Origin of the sequence: Pseudomonas baetica, from assembly GCF_019733355.1 — a bacterium.
GTDB classification, from domain to species: domain Bacteria; phylum Pseudomonadota; class Gammaproteobacteria; order Pseudomonadales; family Pseudomonadaceae; genus Aquipseudomonas; species Aquipseudomonas baetica_A.
Map to the genome: position 1 here is coordinate 1 of NZ_JAIHLQ010000036.1, position 24,021 is coordinate 24,021.

General features: G+C 59.9%; 23 protein-coding genes. 6 read left to right on the plus strand and 17 right to left on the minus strand.

What is annotated here, in order from left to right:
- From K5E40_RS35770 to K5E40_RS26165, 4 genes are all read right to left on the minus strand, one after another.
- Nucleotides 1-159 (minus strand): hypothetical protein (locus K5E40_RS35770; RefSeq protein ID WP_409339151.1); only part of this gene is annotated, 159 nt, incomplete at its 3' end.
- A 240-nt stretch (nucleotides 160-399) separates the two neighbouring features.
- Entirely contained in the window at nucleotides 400-1,638 is a 1,239-nt protein-coding gene (codA, locus tag K5E40_RS26155; RefSeq protein ID WP_221733272.1) for a cytosine deaminase, read from the minus strand.
- A 13-nt stretch (nucleotides 1,639-1,651) separates the two neighbouring features.
- Nucleotides 1,652-2,923 (minus strand): cytosine permease, encoded by a 1,272-nt coding sequence (gene codB / locus K5E40_RS26160; RefSeq protein ID WP_221733273.1) that lies wholly within the window; start codon nucleotides 2,921-2,923, stop codon nucleotides 1,652-1,654.
- A gap of 230 nt (nucleotides 2,924-3,153) precedes the next feature.
- Complete coding sequence (locus K5E40_RS26165; protein ID WP_221733311.1) at nucleotides 3,154-3,903, minus strand: ABC transporter substrate-binding protein; 750 nt, start codon at nucleotides 3,901-3,903, stop codon at nucleotides 3,154-3,156.
- 146 nt (nucleotides 3,904-4,049) lie between these two features.
- Between K5E40_RS26165 and dnaX the strand changes: the two genes are divergently transcribed.
- The 5 genes from dnaX (at nucleotide 4,050) to K5E40_RS26190 (ending at nucleotide 9,877) form a co-directional block, all read left to right on the plus strand.
- On the plus strand, nucleotides 4,050-6,161 hold the full coding sequence (gene dnaX / locus K5E40_RS26170; protein WP_221733274.1) for a DNA polymerase III subunit gamma/tau: 2,112 nt from the start codon (nucleotides 4,050-4,052) through the stop codon (nucleotides 6,159-6,161).
- 67 nt (nucleotides 6,162-6,228) lie between these two features.
- Nucleotides 6,229-6,567: a YbaB/EbfC family nucleoid-associated protein gene (locus K5E40_RS26175; RefSeq protein ID WP_042558527.1), complete on the plus strand. Its 339-nt coding sequence runs from the start codon at nucleotides 6,229-6,231 to the stop codon at nucleotides 6,565-6,567.
- 264 nt (nucleotides 6,568-6,831) lie between these two features.
- Complete coding sequence (locus K5E40_RS26180; RefSeq protein WP_221733275.1) at nucleotides 6,832-7,866, plus strand: NADP-dependent oxidoreductase; 1,035 nt, start codon at nucleotides 6,832-6,834, stop codon at nucleotides 7,864-7,866.
- A gap of 66 nt (nucleotides 7,867-7,932) precedes the next feature.
- Nucleotides 7,933-8,535: a recombination mediator RecR gene (gene recR / locus K5E40_RS26185; protein WP_221733276.1), complete on the plus strand. Its 603-nt coding sequence runs from the start codon at nucleotides 7,933-7,935 to the stop codon at nucleotides 8,533-8,535.
- A 193-nt stretch (nucleotides 8,536-8,728) separates the two neighbouring features.
- On the plus strand, nucleotides 8,729-9,877 hold the full coding sequence (locus K5E40_RS26190) for an acyl-CoA dehydrogenase family protein (protein WP_221733277.1): 1,149 nt from the start codon (nucleotides 8,729-8,731) through the stop codon (nucleotides 9,875-9,877).
- Between the two features lie 135 nt (nucleotides 9,878-10,012).
- Here the strand turns inward: K5E40_RS26190 and K5E40_RS26195 are convergent, their stop codons facing one another.
- The 9 genes from K5E40_RS26195 to K5E40_RS26235 all read right to left on the minus strand — a co-directional run bounded on the left by K5E40_RS26195 (nucleotide 10,013) and on the right by K5E40_RS26235 (nucleotide 18,965).
- On the minus strand, nucleotides 10,013-10,561 hold the full coding sequence (locus tag K5E40_RS26195; RefSeq protein ID WP_221733278.1) for an adenine phosphoribosyltransferase: 549 nt from the start codon (nucleotides 10,559-10,561) through the stop codon (nucleotides 10,013-10,015).
- A 78-nt stretch (nucleotides 10,562-10,639) separates the two neighbouring features.
- Nucleotides 10,640-11,374, minus strand: coding sequence for a fumarate/nitrate reduction transcriptional regulator Fnr (gene fnr / locus K5E40_RS26200; protein ID WP_221733279.1), 735 nt, complete (start codon nucleotides 11,372-11,374; stop codon nucleotides 10,640-10,642).
- A 181-nt stretch (nucleotides 11,375-11,555) separates the two neighbouring features.
- Complete coding sequence (gene hemN, locus K5E40_RS26205; RefSeq protein ID WP_221733280.1) at nucleotides 11,556-12,938, minus strand: oxygen-independent coproporphyrinogen III oxidase; 1,383 nt, start codon at nucleotides 12,936-12,938, stop codon at nucleotides 11,556-11,558.
- Between the two features lie 132 nt (nucleotides 12,939-13,070).
- The gene (locus K5E40_RS26210; RefSeq protein ID WP_221733281.1) at nucleotides 13,071-13,754 is read right to left on the minus strand and encodes a sulfite exporter TauE/SafE family protein; all 684 of its coding nucleotides are present in this window, start codon (nucleotides 13,752-13,754) and stop codon (nucleotides 13,071-13,073) included.
- Nucleotides 13,747-13,959 (minus strand): cbb3-type cytochrome oxidase assembly protein CcoS, encoded by a 213-nt coding sequence (gene ccoS / locus K5E40_RS26215; protein WP_221733282.1) that lies wholly within the window; start codon nucleotides 13,957-13,959, stop codon nucleotides 13,747-13,749. The genes K5E40_RS26210 and ccoS overlap by 8 nt, the downstream gene beginning before the upstream one ends.
- A 27-nt stretch (nucleotides 13,960-13,986) precedes the next feature.
- Nucleotides 13,987-16,437 (minus strand): heavy metal translocating P-type ATPase, encoded by a 2,451-nt coding sequence (locus K5E40_RS26220; RefSeq protein ID WP_221733283.1) that lies wholly within the window; start codon nucleotides 16,435-16,437, stop codon nucleotides 13,987-13,989.
- A gap of 128 nt (nucleotides 16,438-16,565) precedes the next feature.
- Entirely contained in the window at nucleotides 16,566-17,105 is a 540-nt protein-coding gene (locus K5E40_RS26225) for a FixH family protein (protein ID WP_221733284.1), read from the minus strand.
- A gap of 11 nt (nucleotides 17,106-17,116) precedes the next feature.
- Nucleotides 17,117-18,532: a cytochrome c oxidase accessory protein CcoG gene (ccoG, locus tag K5E40_RS26230; RefSeq protein ID WP_221733285.1), complete on the minus strand. Its 1,416-nt coding sequence runs from the start codon at nucleotides 18,530-18,532 to the stop codon at nucleotides 17,117-17,119.
- Nucleotides 18,533-18,788: 256 nt separating this feature from the next.
- Nucleotides 18,789-18,965, minus strand: coding sequence for a hypothetical protein (locus K5E40_RS26235; RefSeq protein ID WP_221733286.1), 177 nt, complete (start codon nucleotides 18,963-18,965; stop codon nucleotides 18,789-18,791).
- Nucleotides 18,966-19,292: 327 nt separating this feature from the next.
- Between K5E40_RS26235 and K5E40_RS26240 the strand changes: the two genes are divergently transcribed.
- Nucleotides 19,293-20,297 carry a metallophosphoesterase gene (locus K5E40_RS26240; protein ID WP_221733287.1) on the plus strand — a complete coding sequence of 335 codons (1,005 nt, stop codon included), beginning with the start codon at nucleotides 19,293-19,295 and terminating at the stop codon, nucleotides 20,295-20,297.
- Nucleotides 20,298-20,352: 55 nt separating this feature from the next.
- Here the strand turns inward: K5E40_RS26240 and ccoP are convergent, their stop codons facing one another.
- Genes ccoP through ccoN form a run of 4 tightly spaced genes read right to left on the minus strand, consistent with a single transcriptional unit; the run spans nucleotide 20,353 to nucleotide 23,574 of the window.
- Nucleotides 20,353-21,336, minus strand: coding sequence for a cytochrome-c oxidase, cbb3-type subunit III (gene ccoP / locus K5E40_RS26245; RefSeq protein ID WP_221733288.1), 984 nt, complete (start codon nucleotides 21,334-21,336; stop codon nucleotides 20,353-20,355).
- Complete coding sequence (locus K5E40_RS26250) at nucleotides 21,333-21,518, minus strand: CcoQ/FixQ family Cbb3-type cytochrome c oxidase assembly chaperone (RefSeq protein WP_003175465.1); 186 nt, start codon at nucleotides 21,516-21,518, stop codon at nucleotides 21,333-21,335. Before K5E40_RS26250 ends, ccoP begins: the two co-directional genes overlap by 4 nt.
- A gap of 5 nt (nucleotides 21,519-21,523) precedes the next feature.
- On the minus strand, nucleotides 21,524-22,132 hold the full coding sequence (gene ccoO, locus K5E40_RS26255; RefSeq protein WP_221733289.1) for a cytochrome-c oxidase, cbb3-type subunit II: 609 nt from the start codon (nucleotides 22,130-22,132) through the stop codon (nucleotides 21,524-21,526).
- Nucleotides 22,132-23,574, minus strand: coding sequence for a cytochrome-c oxidase, cbb3-type subunit I (ccoN, locus tag K5E40_RS26260; RefSeq protein WP_221733290.1), 1,443 nt, complete (start codon nucleotides 23,572-23,574; stop codon nucleotides 22,132-22,134). Before ccoN ends, ccoO begins: the two co-directional genes overlap by 1 nt.
- Nucleotides 23,575-24,021: the final 447 nt, after the last annotated feature.

Genomic DNA, 24,021 nt, shown 5'->3' on the forward strand with positions numbered 1-24,021 from the left:
TTTTTCCAGGTCCAGATCGGGGTTTTCGCTGACCAGTTCGAGGTCGAAACGATACGGCTGGCTGATGCCTTCGGTGCCGACAAACGACAGCACTTGCAGGTCGCCCACGTAGTCTTCGACCTTGAGACTGAAGTGGGTTTCGTTAGCCAGGTTGAACATCTCAGACTCCTTGAGACAGCGCCGGTAATCCATGGGCGTAGTGCATCTGTGTAGGGGGGACGCAGATGGGAGCTGGATGTTAAACGTAAAAAGTTGCGCAAAAAGTTGCGCACATACGGTGAGGGCCCCGTTTTATGGGGGCTCCGGGAAAGTAATGCGAAATATTTCTTGGCGATGTGCCATCAGCTAGCCCAGCACAGAGCATGCTTTGCTGGGCAGTCGAGGGCATTTTTCAGCCGCTCAGGCGCTGAATTCCACCACCGGCATCTGCCGCTTCATCAATACCTTGGCGCCGCGAATCGAATACAGCGGCAGACCCTGGCTACGAATCACTTCGTAATCACTGTCCGCCGAAAGGATCAACAGGTTCGCCGGGCGCCCCGGCTCAAGGCCATAACGCTCGCCCAGATGCATGGCTTTGGCGCTGTTGTCCGTCACCAGATCCAGCGCACTTTGCAGGTTGCGGTAACCGAGCATGTGGCAGATGTGCAGCCCCGCTTCAAGCACGCGCAGGATGTTGCCGTTGCCCAGTGGGTACCACGGATCGACGATGGAGTCCTGGCCGAAGCACACGTTCATGCCGGCCTCCAGCAACTCGTTGACGCGGGTCACGCCACGGCGTTTCGGGAAGTTGTCGAAACGGCCTTGCAGGTGAATGCTTTCGGTCGGGCACGAAACAAAACTGATCCCGGAATGGCCGAGCAGGCGGAACAGTTTGGCGCAGTAGGCGTTGTCGTAGGAGCCCATCGCGGTGGTGTGGCTGGCGGTGACGAGGGCGCCCATGTCACGGCTGCGCGCTTCTTCGGCAAGCACTTCGAGAAAGCGTGAGTGCGGGTCGTCGGTTTCGTCGCAGTGCACGTCGACCAGACAACCGGTGCGCTCGGCCAGGTCCATCAGGAACTTCACCGAACTGACGCCCTGATCGCGGGTGTATTCAAAATGTGGAATCCCACCGACCACGTCCGCGCCCATGCGGATGGCTTCTTCCATCAACTCGCGACCGTTGCGGAACGACTCGATGCCTTCCTGCGGGAACGCGACGATTTGCAGGTCGATGAGGTGACGGCTCTCTTCGCGCACTTCGAGCATGGCCTTGAGTGCGGTGAGTTGCGGGTCGGTGACGTCGACGTGGGTGCGTACGTGTTGAATGCCGTGGGCGGCCAGTGCCTGAATGGTTTTCTTGGCGCGGGTCTTGGTGTCTTCTTCGGTGATGGTGACCTTGCGCTCGCCCCAGCACTCGATGCCTTCGAACAGCGTGCCGCTCATGTTCCAGCGCGGCTCGCCAGCGGTGAGGGTGGCGTCGAGGTGAATGTGCGGCTCGACGAAGGGCGGCACCACCAGGTTGCCGCCGGCGTCGAGGTCGTCGAGGCCCAAGGACGGGGCTTCTGTCTGGCGGGTGATGCTGTGGATCAGCCCGTTTTCGAGGTGCAATTGGTGCAAACCTTCCTGGTTGCGCAATCGGGCATTGATGATGAGCATCAGGCTTATCCTTTTATAGGTCTTGTAGTGGCGCGCTGGCGCGGCGGGCGCCGAGCAGGCCGGTAACGATGACATACGTTAGCGCGGCAGCGGCAATGCCGACCAGCGGCGCGACCCATGGCGAACTGAACGCGGCCACGGTGCCGACGGCGTAAGCCCCGAGCCCCGGCCAGTTGAAGGCTGGCAGTTGTGCGTCGACCAGCCGTGGATAGCGTCCGCGCCAACGGTAGAAAAAGTCAGCCATGATCACCCCGCCAATCGGCGGAATCACCGTGCCGAGCAGAATCAGATAGGGCACCAGCATGTCGTACATGCCCAGCAGGGCGAGCAGGGTGCCGATCACCGCGCCGGCGAGGGTCACGGTCTTGCGCCGCCCTGTGCGCAGCAAGTTGCAACCGGCGACGGCGAAGTTGTAGATGGTGTTGTCCTGTGTGCTCCAGATGTTGAGCAACAGCATCGCCATCGCCGCCATGGCGAAGCCTTGCAGCAGCAAGACTTCAACCACATCCGGCTGCTGATAGACGATGGCGCCGTAGGCACCGATCAGCACCATCAGGCCGTTGCCGATGAAAAAACCGATCAGGCTGGCCAGTACGGCGACTTTTGCCGAGCGCGAGAAGCGTGTCCAGTTGGTCGCCTGTGTTGCGCCGCTGACGAAGGTGCCGAACACCAGCGTGATCGCCGTCGACCAGTCCATCGAGCCGCTCGGGACGATGCTGAGCAACCCCTCGAAACCGCCGACCTTCACCGTCGCCACCCACATCGACAGCAACAGCAGCAACATCATCGCCGGCACGGCGATGTAGGAAAGAATTTCCAGTCCGCGATAGCCCACATATGCCGTGGCGCAGAACATCAGGCCGAACAGCACCATCAAACCCAGCACCGTGCCTTGATCAAGATCGAAATATTTGCCAATCACCACCGCCGCCGTCGCGGTGCCCCAGGCGTACCAGCCAATTTGGGTGAAACCGAGGATCAGGTCGCTGAGTTTGCTGCCGACCTCGCCGAAGCAAAACCGGCCCATCAGCACCGAGTTGAGACCGCTCTTGAAGGCGATGTAACCCAGGCCCGCCGCGTAGAGGCCGAGCAGCAAGTTGCCGACGATGATCACCGCCATCATCTCGCTAAAACTGAACGCCACGCCGAGCTTGCCACCGGCAAACATGGTGGCAGTGAAAAACGTGAAGCCCAGTAACACTATCGCCGTCGAGGCCAGGCCTTTGCGCGCGTGCATGGGGACTTCGCTGAGGGGGTAATCGTTGCCGGCATCGTTCTGCGTCATGGGGCGGTCCTTGCTGAAAAGGGGAAGACGCGGGAGGGTTGCAGTGCTCGTGCCAAATGCGGGTGGGCGCGATTATGTATAGACGAGTCGCGAGGAATGGCACGAAAGCGGTGCAGTTGAACGCACCGAGGCACAATCTGGGAGCTGTCGAAGGCGGTGGGTCTTCCGATGCACAGCGCGAAGGTTTGAGCCCGAAAAGTCCAGGCATGGAAAAAAGCGGTGGAGGCTGTTTAGTGGTGAACTTCAGAGTTGCCGGTATAGAGCCGGATAATCTGATCAATCTCCCCCGACATTTTCATCCTCAGCAACGTGCGTAAAACGCGCTGCACTGGCACCTTTGGGTCATTCCTGACATAGCAGCCCACGCTCTGCTCCTGCAGTATCGCGACACCTTGCAGTTGCTTTTCAGGCGTCAGGCGTTGGTTGAACCAGTCCAGCGTCCACTGATTGCTCACGGCATAGCGGTAACGCCCGGCCAGCAGTTTTTCCAGTACCTGTTCCTGATTTCGGGCGTCTTCGCGATGCAGTCGATCAGCATCGAACAGATTTTGCAGGGTCGGGTAGGTGTAACCGAGCACGGTGCCGATGGATTGGCGTGGCAGTCGGTTAGTGTCGACGCGGGCAGGCTGATCCTGGCGGCTGATCAGCAAATCACGCTGAAAAAACAACGGAATGCTCCAGATGTAATCCCCGGACTGATTCGGCAGCCAGGATTGTGCGGCAAAGCAGCGCACGTCGACTCCGCCGTGTTCCATGGTGCTTTGTGCGCGAGTCCGGGGCAGGACGTGGAATTCTGCCGGCACGCCGACCTGAGTCGCGAGGCTGAGCATCATGTCGTACAGAATGCCCTGGGTCGGACGACCGCGTTCAAGTTGCACCATCGGCATGGCCCAGCTATCCGGCACGGCGAAGCGCAGTGGTGTTTGCGCTGCCGTCACGCTCAAGCTGATTCCCAGCAGTGCCCCCAAGGCCCAACGCATAAACGCTCCGGTCATTCCCCGATCCCGAGCCGATAAAAGACTCCGCTCATGCAGCTTAGCCACATTAGACGAGGACACCGGATGCAATTTTGCCCTTGCTCCGCTAGCATTAGCCGCTTCAGCTTCCTTCGTTGCGACGGTTTTCGATGAGTTATCAGGTTCTTGCACGTAAATGGCGTCCGCGCTCGTTCCGCGAAATGGTCGGCCAGACCCATGTGCTCAAGGCTCTGATCAATGCCTTGGACAGCCAGCGGCTGCACCATGCGTACCTGTTCACCGGTACACGCGGGGTGGGTAAAACCACGATTGCGCGGATCATTGCCAAATGCCTGAACTGCGAGACAGGTATCACTTCCAGCCCCTGCGGCGAGTGCTCGGTGTGTCGTGAAATCGACGAAGGCCGTTTTGTCGACCTGATCGAGATCGACGCCGCGAGCCGCACCAAGGTCGAAGACACCCGCGAACTGCTCGACAATGTGCAGTACGCGCCGAGCCGTGGGCGCTTCAAGGTCTACCTGATCGACGAAGTGCACATGCTCTCCAGCCATTCCTTCAATGCGCTGCTGAAAACCCTCGAAGAGCCGCCGCCGTACGTCAAATTCATCCTGGCGACGACTGATCCGCAGAAACTTCCGGCAACGATTTTGTCGCGTTGCCTGCAGTTCTCTCTGAAAAACATGACGCCTGAGCGTGTGGTCGAGCACTTGACGCACGTCCTCAGTGCCGAAAACGTGCCGTTCGAAGACGATGCACTGTGGTTGCTCGGTCGCGCCGCTGACGGTTCGATGCGTGACGCCATGAGCCTGACCGATCAGGCCATTGCTTTTGGTGAAGGCAAGGTTCTGGCCACCGACGTGCGAGCGATGCTCGGCACACTGGACCATGGTCAGGTCTATGACGTCTTGCATTCGCTGATCGAAGGTGACGCCAAGGCGTTGCTCGAAGCCGTTCGCCACCTGGCCGAGCAAGGCCCGGACTGGAATGGCGTGCTCTCGGAAATTCTCAACGTGCTGCACCGCGTCGCCATCGCTCAGGCGCTGCCCGAAGGCGTCGACAATGGCCATGGCGATCGCGATCGCGTGTTGGCATTGGCTCAGGCCTTGCCGGCCGAAGACGTGCAGTTCTATTACCAGATGGGCCTGATCGGCCGTCGCGATTTGCCGCTGGCGCCTGATCCGCGCGGTGGTTTTGAAATGGTGTTGTTGCGGATGCTGGCCTTCCGGCCCGCCGACACAGTGGACGCCCCGAGGCAACCGCTAAAGCCAGTGGGGATCAGCCAGGCCACAGTTGATTCCGCAAACGCCGTGGCTGCCGCGCCTAAAGCTGCGCCGGTGGTCGTTGCGGCTATTGCGCCGGCTCCAGGGCCGGTTGCTGCACCCGCGCCGGCTCCCGAGCCAGCGCCGGTGATTGCTCCTGAGCCGGAACCAGAACCAGAACCAGAACGAGATCCTGTGCCCGAGCCCGAGCCCGAGCCAGTCGTCGTCGATGCCGTCGTCGACTTGCCCTGGAACGATCCGGTAGAGCCCGAACCCGAACCGGCTCAGCAGCCGGCGGTCGACCCCGTGCTGGAAACCGCTGCCGAGCAGCCTGATCTGCCGCCGATGCCGCTGCCCACCCCGGACAGCGTTGTACCGGACGCGCCGGAGTGGGCCGCCGTACCGATTCCCGAGCCGTCGGTCGCCGACGTCGATGCCGCCACACCGGGCATGGACATGGATGACGAGCCGCCGCTGGACGAGGATTACATCGAGCCGGACATGGATTCGGCTTACAGCTATCTCGACGAACTGGCGAGCGAGCATGCTGCAGAACCGGCCCCGGAACCCGAGCCGGAGCCCGCAGCGATGCCGGCCACCGGTCTGGCGCTGCAATGGCTGGAACTGTTCCCGAAACTGCCGATCTCCGGCATGACGGGCAGCATCGCCGCCAACTGCACGCTGATCGCGGTTGATGGCGATCATTGGCTGATGCACCTGGACCCGGCTCACAGCGCCTTGTTCAACGCCACTCAACAGCGTCGTCTCAACGATGCGTTGAACCAGTTCCACGGTCGCACGCTGAGCCTGACCATCGAACTGATCAAGCCCGAGCAGGAAACCCCGGCCCAGGCCGCGTCCCGTCGCCGTGCCAACCGTCAGCGCGAAGCGGAGGAGTCGATCCACGGCGATCCGTTCATCCAGCAGATGGTTCAGCAGTTCGGCGCAGTGGTGCGACACGATACTATTGAACCCGTCGACGCCTTGGTCGCCCAAGGCTAATAACTGAAGGCGCTCGTTCTCGAAGGCCGGGCGCTGTTTTGATCCAAGTACTTTTGAGGTGATTCCCATGATGAAAGGTGGCATGGCCGGCCTGATGAAGCAGGCGCAGCAGATGCAGGAAAAAATGGCCAAGATGCAGGAAGAACTGGCCAACGCCGAAGTCACCGGCAAAGCCGGCGGCGATATGGTCACCGTGGTGATGACCGGTCGTCACGACGTCAAAAGCGTGAGCATCGACCCAAGCCTGGTTGAAGGCCTGAGCGAAGACGACAAAGAGATGCTGGAAGCCGTGGTGGCTGCCGCCGTCAATGATGCCGTGCGCAAGATCGAAGCCAACAGCCAGGAAAAAATGGGCGGCATGACCGCCGGCATGAACCTGCCAGCGGGTATGAAACTGCCATTCTGATTCGCCATTGCGCGACAGATGAGCTACACAAAGTGCCAGGCATCGCGCCTGGCATTTTTGTTTCTGGCTGATTGTTTTGCGGTGGCAGGGCTGACGCCTTCGCGAGCAGGCTCGCTCCCACATTTGAAGTGCGTTAACCCTGTGGGAGCGGGCTTGCCCGCGAAGAAGTCGACTCGGTCGATCCGAATAAACATCGAACCCATCACCGCCACCCACGGTCTGCTTCCTATATCCCCGAATTCCTCATTCAAAGGAGACGCTGACATGTCCGACCCTCTCACCCTCAATCAACGTGTCGTCCTGGCCTCGCGCCCGGTTGGTGCGCCGACCCCGGAAAACTTTCGCCTTGAGCGCGAAGCCCTGCCAGAGCTTGAAGACGGGCAGGTGTTGCTGAAAACCCTGTACCTGTCGCTTGATCCCTACATGCGGGGGCGCATGAGCGACGCTCCGTCCTACGCCGCGCCGGTGGAAATCGGTGAAGTGATGACGGGTGGTGCGGTCAGCCGAGTCGAACGTTCGACCCACCCCAAATTCCACACCGGTGATCTGGTCGTTGGCGCTACCGGTTGGCAGAGCCACAGCATCAGCGATGGGCGCAATATCATTCCGATCCCGGCGGGGTTGCCGAGCCCTTCAATGGCCCTCGGTGTGCTGGGTATGCCGGGGTTGACCGCGTACATGGGCCTGATGGATATCGGTCAGCCAAAGGCTGGAGAGACGCTGGTGGTCGCGGCGGCATCCGGGGCTGTCGGCTCAGTGGTCGGCCAAGTGGCGAAAATCAAAGGTCTGCGCGCGGTCGGTGTGGCTGGCGGTGCCGAAAAGTGCAAATACGTGGTTGAGACGTTGGGTTTCGACGCCTGCGTCGATCACAAGGCTGCGGATTTCGCCGAGCAACTGGCGAAGGCCTGTCCCGATGGTATCGATGTCTATTACGAGAATGTCGGCGGGCATGTGTTCGAGGCCGTGGTGCCATTGCTTAATCCCAAGGCGCGCATTCCGCTGTGTGGTCTGATCGCGGGCTACAACGCCCATGAAGCCCCGCAAGGCCCGGATCGCCTGCCGATGCTGCAACGCACCCTGTTGACCAAGCGTGTGCGGATTCAGGGCTTTATCGTGTTCGATGACTACGGTGATCGTCAGCCGGAATTCATCAGCCACATGGTGCCGTGGGTGCGTGATGGCAAGGTGAAATTCCGTGAAGACGTGGTCGAAGGCCTGGAGCAGGCGCCCGATGCGTTTATCGGTCTGCTGGAGGGGCGCAACTTCGGCAAACTGGTGGTGCGGGTCGCCCAGGACTGAGTATTTGACGCTGGCCAGAGGCGCGGGTATAAACCGCGTCTCGTTGTTTTGTCGGACTTTTTACCCATGAGCTTCAGCCCTTTGATTCGCCAACTGATCGATTCCCTGCGCGTTCTGCCGGGTGTGGGTCAGAAAACCGCCCAGCGCATGGCGTTGCAGTTGCTCGAGCGTGACCGCAGCGGCGGTCTGCGTCTGGCTCAATCTCTGAGTCAGGCCATGGAAGGGGTCGGTCACTGCCGTCAGTGCCGCACGCTGACCGAAGACGATCTGTGCCCGCAATGCGCCGATACGCGCCGCGATGACACGCTGTTGTGCGTGGTGGAAGGGCCGATGGATGTCTATGCGGTCGAGCAGACCGGGTTCCGTGGGCGTTACTTTGTGCTCAAAGGTCACCTGTCGCCGCTCGACGGCCTCGGGCCTGAGGCAATCGGTATTCCGCAATTGATGGCGCGGATCGAAGAGGCGGGCACTTTTGCCGAGGTGATCCTGGCCACCAACCCGACGGTGGAAGGTGAAGCGACGGCGCATTACATCGCGCAGTTGCTGAACAATAAAGGCTTGATCGCTTCGCGGATTGCCCATGGTGTACCGCTGGGCGGCGAGCTGGAACTGGTGGATGGCGGCACCCTGGCGCACTCGTTTGCCGGGCGTAAACCAATCGCCCTCTGACATTTGTGTTGTCTGATCTGACGCCTTCGCGAGCAAGCCCGCTGCCACAATGGTTTTGTATACGCTACAAATCCCCTGTGGCAGCGGGCTTGCTCGCGAATGGCGCGGCTCGGTCTATCTGAATCAAACAATCCTGTTGAAAACCAAGCAAGCGCTCGGTTAACGTCGGTCAACCCTTCAGTGGAGTTTGCCGATGCCTGCCTTCCAGGAATACTTCGACCCCAGCCACCAATTGGTTCGCGACAGCGTCAGACGTTTCGTCGAGCGTGAAATCCTGCCGGACATCGATCAGTGGGAAGAAGCCGAAAGCTTCCCCCGTGAGTTGTATCTGAAGGCCGGTGCAGCCGGGATCCTTGGTATCGGCTACCCCGAAGCGCTGGGTGGCAGCCATGAAGGCGATGTGTTCGCCAAGGTTGCCGCCAGTGAGGAATTGATGCGCTGCGGTGCTGGCGGCCTGGTGGCGGGGCTGGGCTCGCTCGATATCGGCCTGCCCCCGATCGTCAAATGGGCGCGTCCCCAAGTGCGCGATCGCGTAGTGCCGCCGGTGCTCCGTGGCGAGAAAATCAGTGCGCTGGCCGTTACCGAGCCCGGCGGCGGTTCTGACGTCGCCAACCTGCAAACCCGCGCTGTGCGTGACGGTGATTTCTACCGGGTCAGCGGCAGTAAAACCTTTATCACCAGTGGCGTACGCGCCGATTTCTACACCGTCGCGGTTCGCACCGGTGCGCCGGGTTTTGGTGGCATCAGCCTGTTGCTGGTCGAGAAGCAAACGCCGGGATTCACCGTCGGCCGACAGCTGAAGAAAATGGGCTGGTGGGCATCGGACACGGCTGAGTTGTTCTTCGACGATTGCCGGGTGCCTGTCGGTAACTTGATCGGCGCCGAGAACATGGGCTTCGCCTGCATCATGGGCAACTTCCAGAACGAGCGACTGGCGTTGGCGCTGATGGCCAACATGACTTCACAGTTGGCGTTGGAAGAGAGCCTGAAGTGGGCGCGTGAGCGTGAGGCCTTTGGCAAACCGATCGGTAAATTCCAGGTGATCAAGCACCGGCTCGCCGAGATGGCGACGGCGCTGGAAGTCTCGCGGGAGTTCACCTATCGGCAGGCGGCGAAAATGGCGGAGGGGCAGAGTGTGATCAAGGAGATTTCCATGGCGAAGAACTTTGCCACGGACACTTCGGACCGAATCACCACCGAAGCAGTGCAGATTCTCGGCGGGCTGGGTTACATGCGCGAGAGTCTGGTGGAGCGGCTTTATCGGGATAACCGCATTCTGTCGATTGGCGGCGGGACGCGGGAGGTGATGAACGAGATCATCAGCAAGCAGATGGGGCTTTGAAGGGTAGGTGAGGCTACCGGCCTCATCGCGGGCAAGCCCCCTCCCACAGGTTTCTTAGGTGTGCACAGTATTTGTGAACGAACGAGATCACTGTGGGAGCGGGCCTGCCCGCGAAGGCGTCAGTACACGCGCTACTTACTTGTCGGTCAGGGCAAACTGCGTCAGGCAGAACGTTGGAATCCCCATGTCCTCCAGACGCTGCGAACCACCGAGCTCCGGCAGATCAATGATCGCCGCCGCCTCATGCACCCGAGCGCCCATCCGGCGAATCAGATTGGCCGCGGCAATCAACGTTCCGCCGGTGGCAATCAAGTCGTCAAACATCACCACCGAATCGCCCTCACACAGGCTGTCGGCGTGCACTTCAAGGAGCGCTTCGCCGTACTCGGTCGCGTAACCCTCGGCCAGCACGTCCGCCGGCAGTTTGCCTTGCTTGCGGAACAGCACCAGCGGCTTGTTCAACTGATAGGCCAATACCGAACCGATCAGAAAACCACGGGCATCCATCGCGCCGATGTGGGTGAAGTCGGCTTCGACATAGCGGTGAGCGAAGCTGTCCATCACCAGACGCAGGGCCGTTGGCGACTGGAAGAGCGGGGTAATGTCACGAAAGATCACGCCCGGTTTCGGAAAGTCGATCACGGGGCGGATCAGGGATTTGATGTCGAAGGAGTCGAAGACCATCGTCGAGGTGTCCTGGCAGGGCTGCAAACGGCGCAGTATACCCGCGGCTGAAACGCTTCGCTCAACCGCGGATCGAGATCAGCCTTCGAGCGAGCCACCCGCCAGCGCACACAGCTGAATCGGGTCGAGGATGTGAATTTCTTTGCCCTCGGCGGCAATCAGTTCGTTTTGCTGGAAGCGGGTGAACACCCGGGACACGGTTTCCACCGCCAGCCCCAGGTAGTTGCCGATTTCATTGCGCGACATGCTCAAGCGGAACTGGTTGGCCGAGAAACCGCGAGCGCGGAAGCGGGCGGACAGGTTGACCAGGAAGGTCGCAATACGCTCGTCGGCAGTCTTCTTCGACAGCAGCAACATCATTTGCTGGTCGTCGCGAATTTCGCGGCTCATCACGCGCATCAACTGGCGGCGCAGTTGCGGCAACTGCAGGGCCAGTTCGTCGAGGCGTTCGAAAGGGATTTCGCAGACAGAGGTGGTTTCCAGGGCTTGGGCGGAAACCGGGTGTTTTTCGGTGTCCATGCCGGACAGGCCGACCAGTTCGCTGGGCAGGTGGAAGCCGGTGAGTTGCTCTTCGCCGGTATCGCTCAGGCTGAAAGTCTTCAGGGCGCCGGAGCGTACTGCATAAACGGAATCGAACGTGTCGCCCTGGCGGAACAGGAACTCACCCTTTTTCAGCGGGCGGCCGCGTTTAACGATTTCGTCCAGCGCTTCCATGTCTTCCAGATTCAGAGAAAGTGGCAGGCATAGAGGGGCCAGGCTGCAATCCTTGCAATGAGCCTGGTTGTGAGCGCGCAGTTTAACTGGCTCGGACATTTCTTTAATCCTTGTGGGAAAACACACATAAGCCGTAAGGGTAACTCACGGGAGGACATTCAGGCCAGCTTGTGACGAGATTGCCCCGCGGGCATAAAGCCGCAGGGCAAGCGACAGACGGGGTGTTATCGGGTGAAGCCTGAGCAATCGGTTTCAAGACGTTTACGCAATCAACGACGGTTCAGATCACCCGGGAAAAACGCTGGCGGTTCTGCTGTTCAAGATAGGCGTCGAATACCATGCACACCGAGCGCACCAGCAGGCGTCCGGCCGGTAGAACCTCAACACGCTCGCGATCAAGCGTTATCAGGCCATCGTTGGCCATGCCTTGCAGTTGTGGCCACAGCGCGCCGAAATACCCCTGAAAATCGATGTTGAACTGCTGCTCGATTTCGGCGAATTCCAGGTTGAAATTGCAGATCAGTTGCTGAATCACTGCACGTCGCAGCCGATCATCGGCATTGCACAGCAGTCCGCGACTGGTCGCCAATTGCGCGGCGGCGAGGGTGTTTTGGTATTCGTTGAGATCGCTGCTGTTCTGGCAATACAGATCGCCGATCTGGCTGATGGCCGACACGCCCAAGCCAATCAAGTCGCAATGTCCGTGGGTGGTGTAGCCCTGGAAATTGCGTTGCAGGGTTTGCTCTTCCTGGGCGACCGCCAGTTCATCGTCGGGCAGGGCGAAGTGGTCCATGCCGATGTAGCGGTAACCGGCGGCGGTCAGTTGCTCGATGGTGCGTTGGAGCATGTGCAGTTTTTGCGTCGGGGTCGGCAGCTCATTGTTGTTGATCCGCCGCTGGGGCATGAAGCGTTCTGGCAGGTGCGCGTAGTTGAACACCGAGAGTCGATCCGGCTGCAGGTTGATGACTTCCTCGACCGTGCGGGCGAAGTTGTCCGGGGTCTGCTTGGGCAAGCCGTAAATCAGGTCAATATTGATCGAGCGAAATTGCAACGTGCGCGCCGCGTCGATCACGGCGCGGGTTTCTTCCAGGCTTTGCAGGCGATTGACCGCCCGCTGCACCGCCGGATCAAGGTCTTGCAGGCCAATGCTGACCCGGTTGAACCCCAGTTCACGCAGCAGGCCCATGGTCGACCAGTCGGCTTCACGCGGGTCGATTTCGATGCCGTAATCGCCGGAGTCGTCATCCAGCAAATTGAAGTGTTTGCGCAGGTGCGCCATCAGTTGGCGCAGTTCGTCGTGGCTGAGAAAGGTCGGGGTGCCGCCGCCGAAGTGCAACTGCTCGACTTTCTGCGCCGGGTCGAGGTGGCAGGCGATCAGCTGGATTTCCTGCTCCAGGCGTTGCAGGTAGGGCAGCGCGCGGCCGCGATCCTTGGTGATCACCTTGTTGCAGGCGCAGTAGTAGCAAATGTTCGCGCAGAACGGCACATGCACATACAACGACAACGGGCGCTGGGCCTTGCGGCTATCGCGCAGGGCGTGGAACAGGTCGAAGGTGCCGACCTGACTGTTGAATTGCACGGCCGTCGGGTACGAGGTGTAGCGCGGCCCCGCCAAGTCGTAGCGGCGGATCAGATCTGTGTCCCAACGAATGGCGTCGAGCATGCGGGCATTCCCCCGGGTAGGCTGGCAGTGTTGGCGAGTCTAGGGGAGAGGGCGCGCAGGCATGTTGATTTGCATCAACAGGGAGATAGGTGTGACGGGTGCGGGCTTGCCCGCGAAGGTTGCGCCGCCAATTCAATGCCCCATCAACCAATGCTGATGCGGGCCGGGCAGGGTCCAGATGCCGAACAGCATCACTAAAATCCCACCAGTCATGCGTACGCTGCGTTTGCGCAACAGCGCTGTGACGCGCTCGGCGGCGAGGCCGGTTGCGAGCAGCACCGGCCAGGTACCCAGCCCGAATGCGAGCATCAACAACGCACTGTCCAGCGCATTGCCCTGGCTCGCCGACCACAGCAGCGTGCTGTAAACCAGGCCGCAGGGCAGCCAGCCCCATAGCGCACCGAGCAGCAAGGCGCGGGGCAGGCTCGACACCGGCAGCAAGCGGTTGGCTACCGGTTGAATGTAACGCCACAAGCCGCGACCGAGGCTTTCGATGCGGGTCAGCCCGCTCCACCAGCCGGCCAGATACAAGCCCATCGCGATCAACAGCAAACCGGCCAGCACGCGCATGAACAGCGCGGCCGGGCTATTCGCCACCGCCCAACCGGCGAGGCCGATCAGCAATCCGGCGGTGGCGTAACTGAGGATTCGACCCAGGTTGTAGGCCAACAGCAAGCGAAAGCGTCGGCTGCGCTGTTCCTTGGGGATCGCCAGCGTCAGCGCGCCCATCAAGCCGCCGCACATTCCCAGGCAATGGCCGCCGCCGAGCAAGCCGAGGATCAGCGCCGACACCAGCAGGGGCGCCAATTCAAGCATGGGGCGGCGCCTTGTCGTTCGGTTTGGCTGCGTTGGCTTCGTCCACCGCAGCGGTGTGGTTGGGGTCCTGATCGTCGAACAGAATGCTGTGGGCCGGGCCGTCGAGGTCGTCGTACTGACCGCTGTCCACTGCCCAGAAGAAAATGTACACGGCGATGGCCACGATCAGCAGTGCGGCCGGGATCATCACGTAGAGAGCTGGCATCTGTACTCCACTCCATGCTCGCGCGGCTCAGGCCGGTAGCGGGCGGGTTTCTGACGGGGTGCGGGCGGGCGGCGCGCTCGGCAGGCGAGTCAGACGCAAGGCGTTGAGCACCACAGTCAGCGAACTGATCGACATGCCGACCGCTGCCCACACCGGGGTGATCCAGCCGAGGGCGGCGAACGGCAACATGAAGCCATTGTACAGCGCGGCCCACAGCAGGTTCTCGATGATTACCCGGCGGGTGCGTCGCGCCAGCGTGAAGGCTTGCACCAGTGCGTCGAGCCGATTGGACAGCAACACGGCATCGGCGCTGGTTTTTGCCAGGTCTGTGGCCGAGCCCATGGCCACGCTGATGTCGGCGGCGGCGAGCACCGGCACATCGTTGACGCCGTCGCCGAGCATCAATACTTTGCGACCTTCCTGGTGCAACTGGTGCAGCACTTGCAGTTTGTCGTCCGGGCGCAGACCACCATGGGCCTCTTCGATGCCCAGTTCTGCGGCAACACTGGCGACCATCGGCGAACTGTCGCCGGACAACAGCAATGTGCGCCAGCCACGCGCCTTGCAGGCGGCGAGCAGGGCCGGTGCATCGTCGCGCAAACGGTCATCGAGGACGAACCAGGCCAGTGGCCCCCGGGTGTCGCCGAGCAGCAGCCATTGCCCGGGTTCATTCGGCATCGCAGGCGCAGTAGCGCCGCTAAGGGCGCAGACAAATTCCGCCTGACCGATGCGCAAGCGTTGTTCGCCGACCAAGCCTTCGAGACCAAGCCCAGGCGTGCTGTGGACCTCTTCGGCCGCCAGCGGCGCACGGCCGAACGCTCGGGCAATCGGGTGTTCCGAACGGTTCTCCAGCGCAGCGGCGAGGCTCAGGCATTGATCGCTGTCCAGTGCGCCCAGTGGGCGAATCGAGCGCAATACCAGCCGGCCTTCGGTGAGGGTGCCAGTCTTGTCGAAAATCACCGTGTCGATCTGGTTCAGGCCTTCCAGCACATGGCCGCGGGTCAGCAGCAAGCCGAGTTTGTGCAACGTTCCGGTGGCGGCGGTGAGGGCGGTCGGTGTTGCCAGCGATAGCGCGCAGGGGCAGGTCGCCACCAGCATCGCGAGGACGATCCAGAATGCGCGTGATGAATCCAGCTCCCACCACAGCAGGCCAATGGCGGCAGCGGCGATCAGCGACAACAGCAAGAACCATTGCGCGGCGCGGTCGGCGATTTCCGCCAGTCGTGGTTTTTCGGTCTGGGCGCGGTCGAGCAAACGGACGATGGCCGACAGTCGCGTGTCCTGTCCTAGCGCGAGCACTTGCACGGTTAACGCACCCTCAACGTTCAGGGTGCCCGCTGTGACGGCATCGCCCAACGTGCGCGGTTGTGGCAGGTATTCGCCGGTCAGCAGCGATTCGTCGATGCTCGACTGGCCATCGAGGATCTTGCCGTCCGCGGGCAGGGTCGAGCCCGGTGGCACCAGAACGTGATCGCCCAGGCGCAGCTCGCTGAGCAGGATGCGCTCGCTCTGGCCGGCATCATCGAGGCGCAGGCACGAGGCGGGCAACAGGTTGACCAACTGTGCGGTGGCAGCGGCGGTGCGCTCCCGCGCGCGACGCTCCAGATAGCGCCCGGCGAGCAGAAACAGCGCAAACATGCCGACCGCATCGAAATACAACTCGCCGACGCCGGTGATCGACGTCCATATCCCGGCAATGTAGGCACTGCCGATCGCTAGCGACACCGAAACATCCATGGTCAGGTGGCGCGTACGCAAGTCACGCATCGCGCCTTTGAAGAACGGCGCGCAACTGTAGAACACGATCGGCGTGGTCAAAAACAGCGCGACCCAGCGCAGGATGGTGTGCAGTTCTGGGCTGAGGTCGATGTTGAATTCCGGCCAGGTCGCCATGGTCGCCATCATCGCCTGGAACCAGAGCAGCCCGGCCACGCCCAGTTGACGTAGGGCGAGGCGGTTTTCGCTGGCCATTTGTTCGCTGGCACGATCGGCCTGATACGGGTGGGCGGCGTAACCGATGTGGCGCAGTTCGGCGAGCAATCGGCTCAGTGGCAATTGCCCATCCGCCCAGCGAACGTGAAGTCGATGGTTGGACAGATTCAGTCGGGCTTCGGCGACCGCCCCAAGCGTGCGCAGATGTTTCTCGATCAGCCAGCCGCAGGCGGCGCAACTGATGCCTTCCATTAACAGCGTGGTTTCGGCCAGTTCGCCTTCGTGGCGGACAAACGGTTGCTGGACATCGGCGCGGTCGTACAGCGCCAGCTCATCGACCAATTGCACCGGCAGCGCTTCGGGGTTGGCCGAGGCTTCGCTGCGGTGTTGGTAGTAGCTTTCCAGGCCGCCGGCAACGATAGCTTCGGCCACAGCCTGGCAGCCTGGGCAGCAGAATTCGCGGGGTTCCCCGAGTACGACGGCGGTAAAGCGGCTGCCGGACGGGACGGGCAGGGCGCAGTGGTAGCAGGGGATTGGGTTGGTCATCAGATTTTCATTAATATCGATGTCGTCCGCTCGAGCCTCTTTGCGAGCAAGCCCGCTCCCACAGGTTATGTGGATACTGGCGTTCCACTGGGGGAGCGGGCCTGCTCGCGAATGCGCGAAGCGCGGCGTTACTTCTTCAGGTCTTCGGCGCCCTGGAGCGGTTCGTCACCGAGCAGCAGATCCGTATCATGGCTGACCAACTCTTCTTCGAACATGCGCCAGATCTGATCATCCTGCGATCCCAGCAATTCGACAAACCGGCGGCCGTCGACCTTGTCGCTCAACTGACCGATGTAGCGCCCTGTCTCAGTTTCGCTGCGGGTCAGGATGACCTTGCGATCCTTCTCCGGTTGGGTCGGCGAGATCAGGTTCAGTTCCAGTGTCTTGGGCTGGCTGTCGCCGCTCAAACGCACATCGACTTCACCAGTCACATCATCCAGATGCACAGCGGCGCGCATCTTCAGGTTCTGTGCGAGCAGTTCGCGATCCAGTGAACGGTTGATACCTTTGCCTGCCTCGTAGTAGTTGTCGTTGACGAGGTTGTCCGGGTTGTTCACCGCGATGGTCACCATGGACAGGGTCAGCGTCACCGAACAGGCCAGAATCGCGATGATGATCCATGGCCAGAGGTGCTTGTACCAAGGACTTGCGGCGTTTGCTGCGGGCATGTTCAGTTCTCTTAACGGATTTGTGGGCCGATGAATCGGCTCTTGGCTTCAACGTGGACGCTGTTGTCATCGGCATCCTTGAGGATGAATTTCACCTCGTTGGTGCTCGACGGCAGTTGTTCCGGTGCGCTCGACAGTTCGACTGGCATGCTGAAAATTTCTCCGGCCGCGACCTTGATCTCGCGTTTGCCTTGCAGGCGCAGATCCGGCAGGCCAGCGGCTTCCAGCACGTAGGTGTGGTCGCGCTGATCCTTGTTCATGATCTTCAGGCTGTAGACATTTTCGATCCGGCCTTCGGCGTTCTCGCGATAGAGCACGCGGTCTTTGCTGACATCGAAACCGACCAGTGAACGCATGACGAACGCGGTCACCAACAGGCTGATCATCGCCAGCAACACTACGGCATAGCCGATCAGGCGTGGCCGCAGTTTATGGGTTTTCTGGCCCGACAGGTTGTGTTCGGTGGTGTAGCTGATCAGGCCGCGCGGGTAGTCCATCTTGTCCATGATGCTGTCGCAGGCGTCGATACACGCGGCGCAGCCGATGCACTCGATTTGCAGACCGTCGCGGATGTCGATACCGGTCGGGCACACCTGAACGCACATGGTGCAGTCGATGCAGTCGCCCAGGCCCATGGCCTTGTAGTCGACGCCTTTCTTGCGCGGGCCACGGCTTTCGCCGCGACGCGGGTCGTAGGAAACGATCAGAGTGTCCTTGTCGAACATCACACTCTGGAAGCGAGCATATGGGCACATGTAGATGCACACCTGTTCGCGCAACCAGCCGGCATTACCGTATGTGGCAAGGGTGAAGAAGCCGACCCAGAAGTACGACCAGCCATCGGCTTGCCCGGTGAAAAACTCGAACACGAGTTCGCGGATCGGCGAAAAGTAACCCACGAAGGTCATACCGGTGACGAAACCGATCAGCAGCCAAAGCGAGTGTTTGGCGAGTTTGCGCAGGAGCTTGTTACCGCTCATCGGCGCCTTGTCGAGCTTGATGCGCTGGTTGCGGTCGCCTTCGGTGACCTTCTCGCACCACATGAAAATCCACGTCCACACGCTTTGCGGACAGGTGTAGCCGCACCAGACTCGGCCGGCATACACGGTGATAAAGAACAGACCGAACGCGGCAATGATCAGCAGGCCCGAAAGCAGAATGAAGTCCTGCGGCCAGAAGGTGGCGCCGAAGATGAAGAACTTGCGCTCCGGCAGGTTCCACCACACGGCCTGATGGCCACCCCAGTTCAGCCACACCGTGCCGAAATACAGCAGGAACAGTGCGGCACCGCCCATCATCCGCAGATTGCGGAACAGACCGGTAAAAGCACGGGTGTAGATTTTTTCTCGTGAGGCGTAAAGATCCACGCTGTTGTTCGCGTTTTTGCTCGGTGGCGTGACGTCGTGTACCGGAATCTGGTTGCTCATCATTGCATCCCACGGCAGTGGAAAAATGCCTCGGTCGATACGTGCCGGCCGGGGTCGGAAAGGGCGTTGCAGTGGCGCAATGATACGCCTGTCACGCCTGCGAACGGGTGCGACCTTTGGTCGCGTTGGGGGCGGGCTGTAAATGGTGTAGCAGATGTAACAAGTCCTGATCCAGATCAATTGACTATAGACGATGCATGAGACTCGCTCGGGCGAGTGAGTCTCATGCATCGTCTCGGCAGGCAATCTGCAGGCATCAGTCCAGCCTGCCGCCGCCGAGACTTTCGAGCCCGCCGTCTTTGGGTTTCTTCACCTCGTGGCCAGCGGTGGCATCGTCGCTGGTATCGGGGGACGCAGTGTCGGGCTTGATACCCGGGTCGGCAAAAGTGAAATCTTCGTGGGATTGCACACAGTCATGATCGGATTCTCGCATGGCTTTCTTCCTTGATATACAGCGGTATAGGGGGTGGTCTGACGAACCATCGGCAGACGGAAAGAAAAGTTACAGGCCGATGAAGATTGAGTCTATTGAGCATTTGCCTCAAATCGTGAACGCCTTCTGATCGCAAGGTCCGCAAGCCCCAGCGGCTGATTGTTGATTGCTTTTTAATTATTGTTTTTAGTTGTTTTTTAAAGGGTTGGACACAAGAGTAATTAATTAATCATGTTTGTGTCTTTGAGGTTTTAATGGCTTTCGAATAAGTTGGTGGCTGGCGATATGAGGTCGCCAGCATAAGTTATTAAATGGAAGTGAAATATCATGACAGGTAGTAAAGTTGCAGCTTATATTCTGGGTGTGTGTTTGTTGCTGTCGATAGTTTCGGCTTATTCTGCGGAGCCTGCGCCGAAGCACATGGTGTTTGCATCGGATACGCAATACCCCTGGACAGACAAGACAGACAGTAGAACGCCTGAGTCTGATGAGGCGTTTACAAAGCGTTCGAAGTGGCTGGTGGAAACTCAGTTGGCAAGTATTGCCGCTTTTCGAAATGCTCAGGGTGGACAAGCGAAAGTACCATTGATGATCAATGGAGATATCACCGCTTTCGGCCATGACTGGCAGCGCTCCTATATGAGAGAGGTGCTGGCTAAGCACTTCGGTGGTGAGTACCTGTATGGTTTGGGTAATCATGACTATGAAAACAACGTGGATGATTGTTTCAGTAATAGCTGTGCGGCGGGCAGCATTGTTGAGTTCAGAAAACATCATGAAAACAGGGTGGACAACTTTGATGTGAGGTCCACGCAAGGTTTCTGGGGTAATACGTATTCAGGAAGTCTCGCTTATTCAAAGACCATCGGCGACGTCCACATGGTTCAACTCAACAATGAGCCGACGTACACGACCCGGATTGCTCATTTCCTGAACCCGACGACGTTCGAGATCAATAGTGCACTGGACTGGCTTGAGACTGACCTTAGTCTGGCGAGAGCTCAGGGGTACGCCATTATCATAAATATGCACAAGCCGTTGGAGATGAAGGGCGACAGTGCGCAGCAAAAACGCTTTCGCGACATGATCGTCAAATATCAGGTCACTGCAATATTCGCCGGTCATTTACATCGGGACGGCGGTGACTCCTACTGGGTGGGAGATGTGCCGATGTATCTGAGTGGCGCCACGTCTCAGCAAACTTACTTGATCACCAGCTTCACCGAGGATCGCAAGCAGTTGCAGATTTATCTGGTGAAGGACAATCAATGGCAGGAGCGAACGCTCATCGACACGGTGACGGTGAAATCCATCTCGGCCAGCCGTCCATGAAAAAGGCCCGGCCAATTGTCATTGGCCGGGCCTTCCTTTGCATCAAGCGTGGGCCTTACTGCGCCTCGGCTTCCGGCATTTTTTCGCCGTGGGACAGGCTGTAAACGTAAGCGGCCAGCAGGTGAACCTTGTCGTTGCCTTGCAGTTGTTCCTGCGCCGGCATTTGGCCCTGACGGCCGTAACGGATGGTCTGCTGCAATTGCGCGAAGCTGGAACCGTAGATGAACGCGCCCGGGTGGGTCAGGTTAGGCGCGCCCATGGCCGGGGTGCCTTTGCCTTCCGGGCCGTGGCAAGCCACGCAGTTGACGGCGAACAGTTTCTGGCCGTTGACCGGGTCAGCCTTGGCGTCTTGCGGCAGCTTGCGGCCATCGAGTTGCGTCACCACATAGGCTGCCACGTCGGCAACGCCTTGCTCGCCGATCACTTCGGCCCAGGCCGGCATCACCGCGTGACGACCGCCCATGATGGTGGTCTTGATGGTTTCCGGCTCCCCGCCCCAACGCCAGTCGGCGTCGGTGAGGTTCGGGAAGCCATAAGCGCCTTTGGCGTCGGAACCGTGGCAGACCGAGCAGTTGGAGGCGAACAGGCGGCCACCCATTTTCAGGGCTTGCGGATCCTTGGCCACTTCTTCGATCGGCATGGCGGCGAACTTGGCGAAGATCGGACCGAACCTGGCGTCCGAGCGAGCCATTTCCTTTTCCCATTCGTGTACGCCGGTCCAGCCGGTCTGGCCGTTGGCGAACGCGGTCTGTTTGTCGTTATCGAGGTAGTTGTAGCCCGGCAGCAGGCCTTTCCAGTTACCCAGACCCGGATATAGCACCAGGTAACCCAGCGCAAAAATGATGGTGCCCACGAACAGCATGAACCACCATTTCGGCAGCGGGTTGTCGTACTCCTCGATCCCGTCGAAGGAGTGCCCGACCGTCTCGTCCGTCTGCTCGCTGCGCTGGCCCTTGCGGGTCGACAGCAGCAGCCAGGTCAGGGAAAAGATCGTACCGAGACTGAGGACTGTGACGTACAGACTCCAGAATGTAGTCATTCTTTGTTACTCCTAGAAGCTTGCTCGACGTGCTTGATGGCTTCGGGATCATCCGCAAAAGGCAGCAAGGTCGCGTCTTCAAACTCCGACTTGCGCTTGGGGCTGAATACCCACAACGCCAGACCGATGAAGGCCACCATCACAACAACGGTGCCTAGGCCACGAATCATCCCGATATCCATCCAATTCACCGTTTGCTTTTGATGATGGTGCCCAGGCCTTGCAGGTAGGCCACCAGCGCGTCCATTTCGGTTTTGCCCTTCACGGCATCTTTTGCACCGGCGATGTCTTCGTCGGTGTAAGGGACGCCGAGCGTGCGCAACACTTCCATTTTCTTGGCCGTGTCTTTGCCGTCGAGCTTGTTTTCCACGAGGAATGGGTAAGCCGGCATTTTCGACTCAGGCACCACGTTGCGCGGGTTGTACAAGTGCGCACGCTGCCAGTCGTCGGAGTAGCGACCGCCCACGCGGGCCAGGTCCGGGCCGGTACGTTTGGAACCCCACAGGAACGGGTGATCCCAGACGCTTTCACCGGCGACCGAGTAGTGGCCATAGCGTTCGGTTTCGGCGCGGAACGGACGGATCATCTGCGAGTGGCAGCCGACACAACCGTTGGCGATATAGATATCGCGGCCTTCCAGTTCCAGCGCCGAACGTGGCTTCATGCCTTCGACCGGCTTGTTGGTAACGTCCTGGAAAAACAGCGGAACGATTTGGGTCAGGCCACCGACGCTGACGGCGATGACCATGAAGAAGGCCAGCAGGCCAATATTTTTCTCGACAGCTTCATGCTTCATCAGTGAGCTCCAACGACAGCGATCTGGGCGGCGGCTTCGGCTTCAGCCGGGTTCGAGGCGCGCACGGTGCGCCAGACGTTGTAAGCCATCAGGAACATGCCGCTGGCGAAGAATGCACCGCCCAGGGCACGGACGATGTAGCCAGGGTGGCTGGCTTGCAGCGCTTCAACGAACGAGTAGGTGAGGGTGCCGTCGTCGTTGATTGCCCGCCACATCAGGCCTTGAGTGATGCCGTTGACCCACATCGACGCGATGTACAGCACGGTACCGATGGTCGCGAGCCAGAAGTGCGCGTTGATCAGGCCGACACTGTGCATCTGTGCACGACCGAACAGTTTCGGGATCATGTGGTAGATCGCACCGATCGAGATCATTGCTACCCAGCCCAGAGCGCCGGCATGTACGTGGCCGATGGTCCAGTCAGTGTAGTGCGAGAGCGAGTTGACGGTCTTGATCGCCATCATCGGCCCTTCGAAGGTCGACATGCCGTAGAACGCCAGCGATACCACGAGGAAGCGCAGGATCGGGTCGGTGCGCAATTTATGCCAGGCGCCCGACAGGGTCATCATGCCGTTGATCATGCCGCCCCAGCTCGGTGCCAGGAGGATGATCGACATGGCCATGCCCAGCGACTGTGCCCAATCCGGCAGTGCGGTGTAGTGCAGGTGGTGCGGGCCGGCCCAGATGTACAGGGTGATCAGCGCCCAGAAGTGCACGATCGACAGGCGATAGGAGTAGATCGGACGTTCGGCCTGTTTCGGCACGAAGTAGTACATCATCCCGAGGAAGCCAGTGGTCAGGAAGAAACCCACGGCGTTGTGGCCGTACCACCACTGGATCATCGCGTCGGTCGCGCCGGAGTAGGCCGAGTAGGATTTGAAGAAGCTGACGGGCAGCGAGGCGTGGTTGACGATGTGCAGCATCGCGGTGACGACGATGAAGGCGCCGTAGAACCAGTTACCGACATAGATGTGCTTGGTTTTGCGCTTGGTGATGGTGCCGAAGAACACCAGACCGTAGGTGACCCAGACAATGGCCAGGAGAATGGCCAGCGGCCATTCCAGTTCCGCGTATTCCTTGGTGGTGGTGTAACCCAGCGGCAAGGTAATGATCGCGCCGACAATGACGGCTTGCCAGCCCCAGAAGGTGAAGGCGGCGAGGCTGTCGGAAATCAGTCGCGTCTGGCAGGTACGCTGCACGACATAGTAGGAGGTGCCAAACAGTGCACATCCACCGAAGGCAAAAATCACCAGGTTTGTGTGCAACGGGCGCAGGCGTCCAAAGCTCGTCCACGGCAGACCGAAGTTCAATTCCGGCCAGACCAGTTGCGAGGCGATGAAGACACCGAGCCCCATGCCAAGGATCCCCCAGACCACCGTCATGATGGCGAACTGGCGGACTACCTTATAGTTATAAGCAGTCGGACTGATTGCTGTGCTCATTCTAAGGTTCCACGGTTTAGGTGTTTTATTAGGATTAAAATCGGCCGCAAGTATGCAGAGAGCAGGGGGTCATTGCAACGCGCCATGACCTGGGTCAATGCTTTCCAACGCTGATTCTGCGGCCTTTCCATACGCCGCGTAAGGACAAAATTGGCCTCGGACAAAATGTCGCAGCAGACGAAAAAAGCGAGGGGCTCAGATCACTTGTAACGAGGTGTGTTCAAACAGCCGGTTCGGCTGATGAACGGCAATCGGCGCGACAGCCGGTATCTACCGGCCTTTGCGGCGAGTTTGTCAGCCGATTCATCGAACACATCGCTCAGGGTCGACCTGGAACCAGCACGGGCCAGTCCGCATCGAGCAAGCGTAGACCCGAATCAGGGGAACCGAAAGGTGAGGGCATCAAGGGGTGCGACAATGCGTCGCAAAGGGGCGGGAAACTGCCGC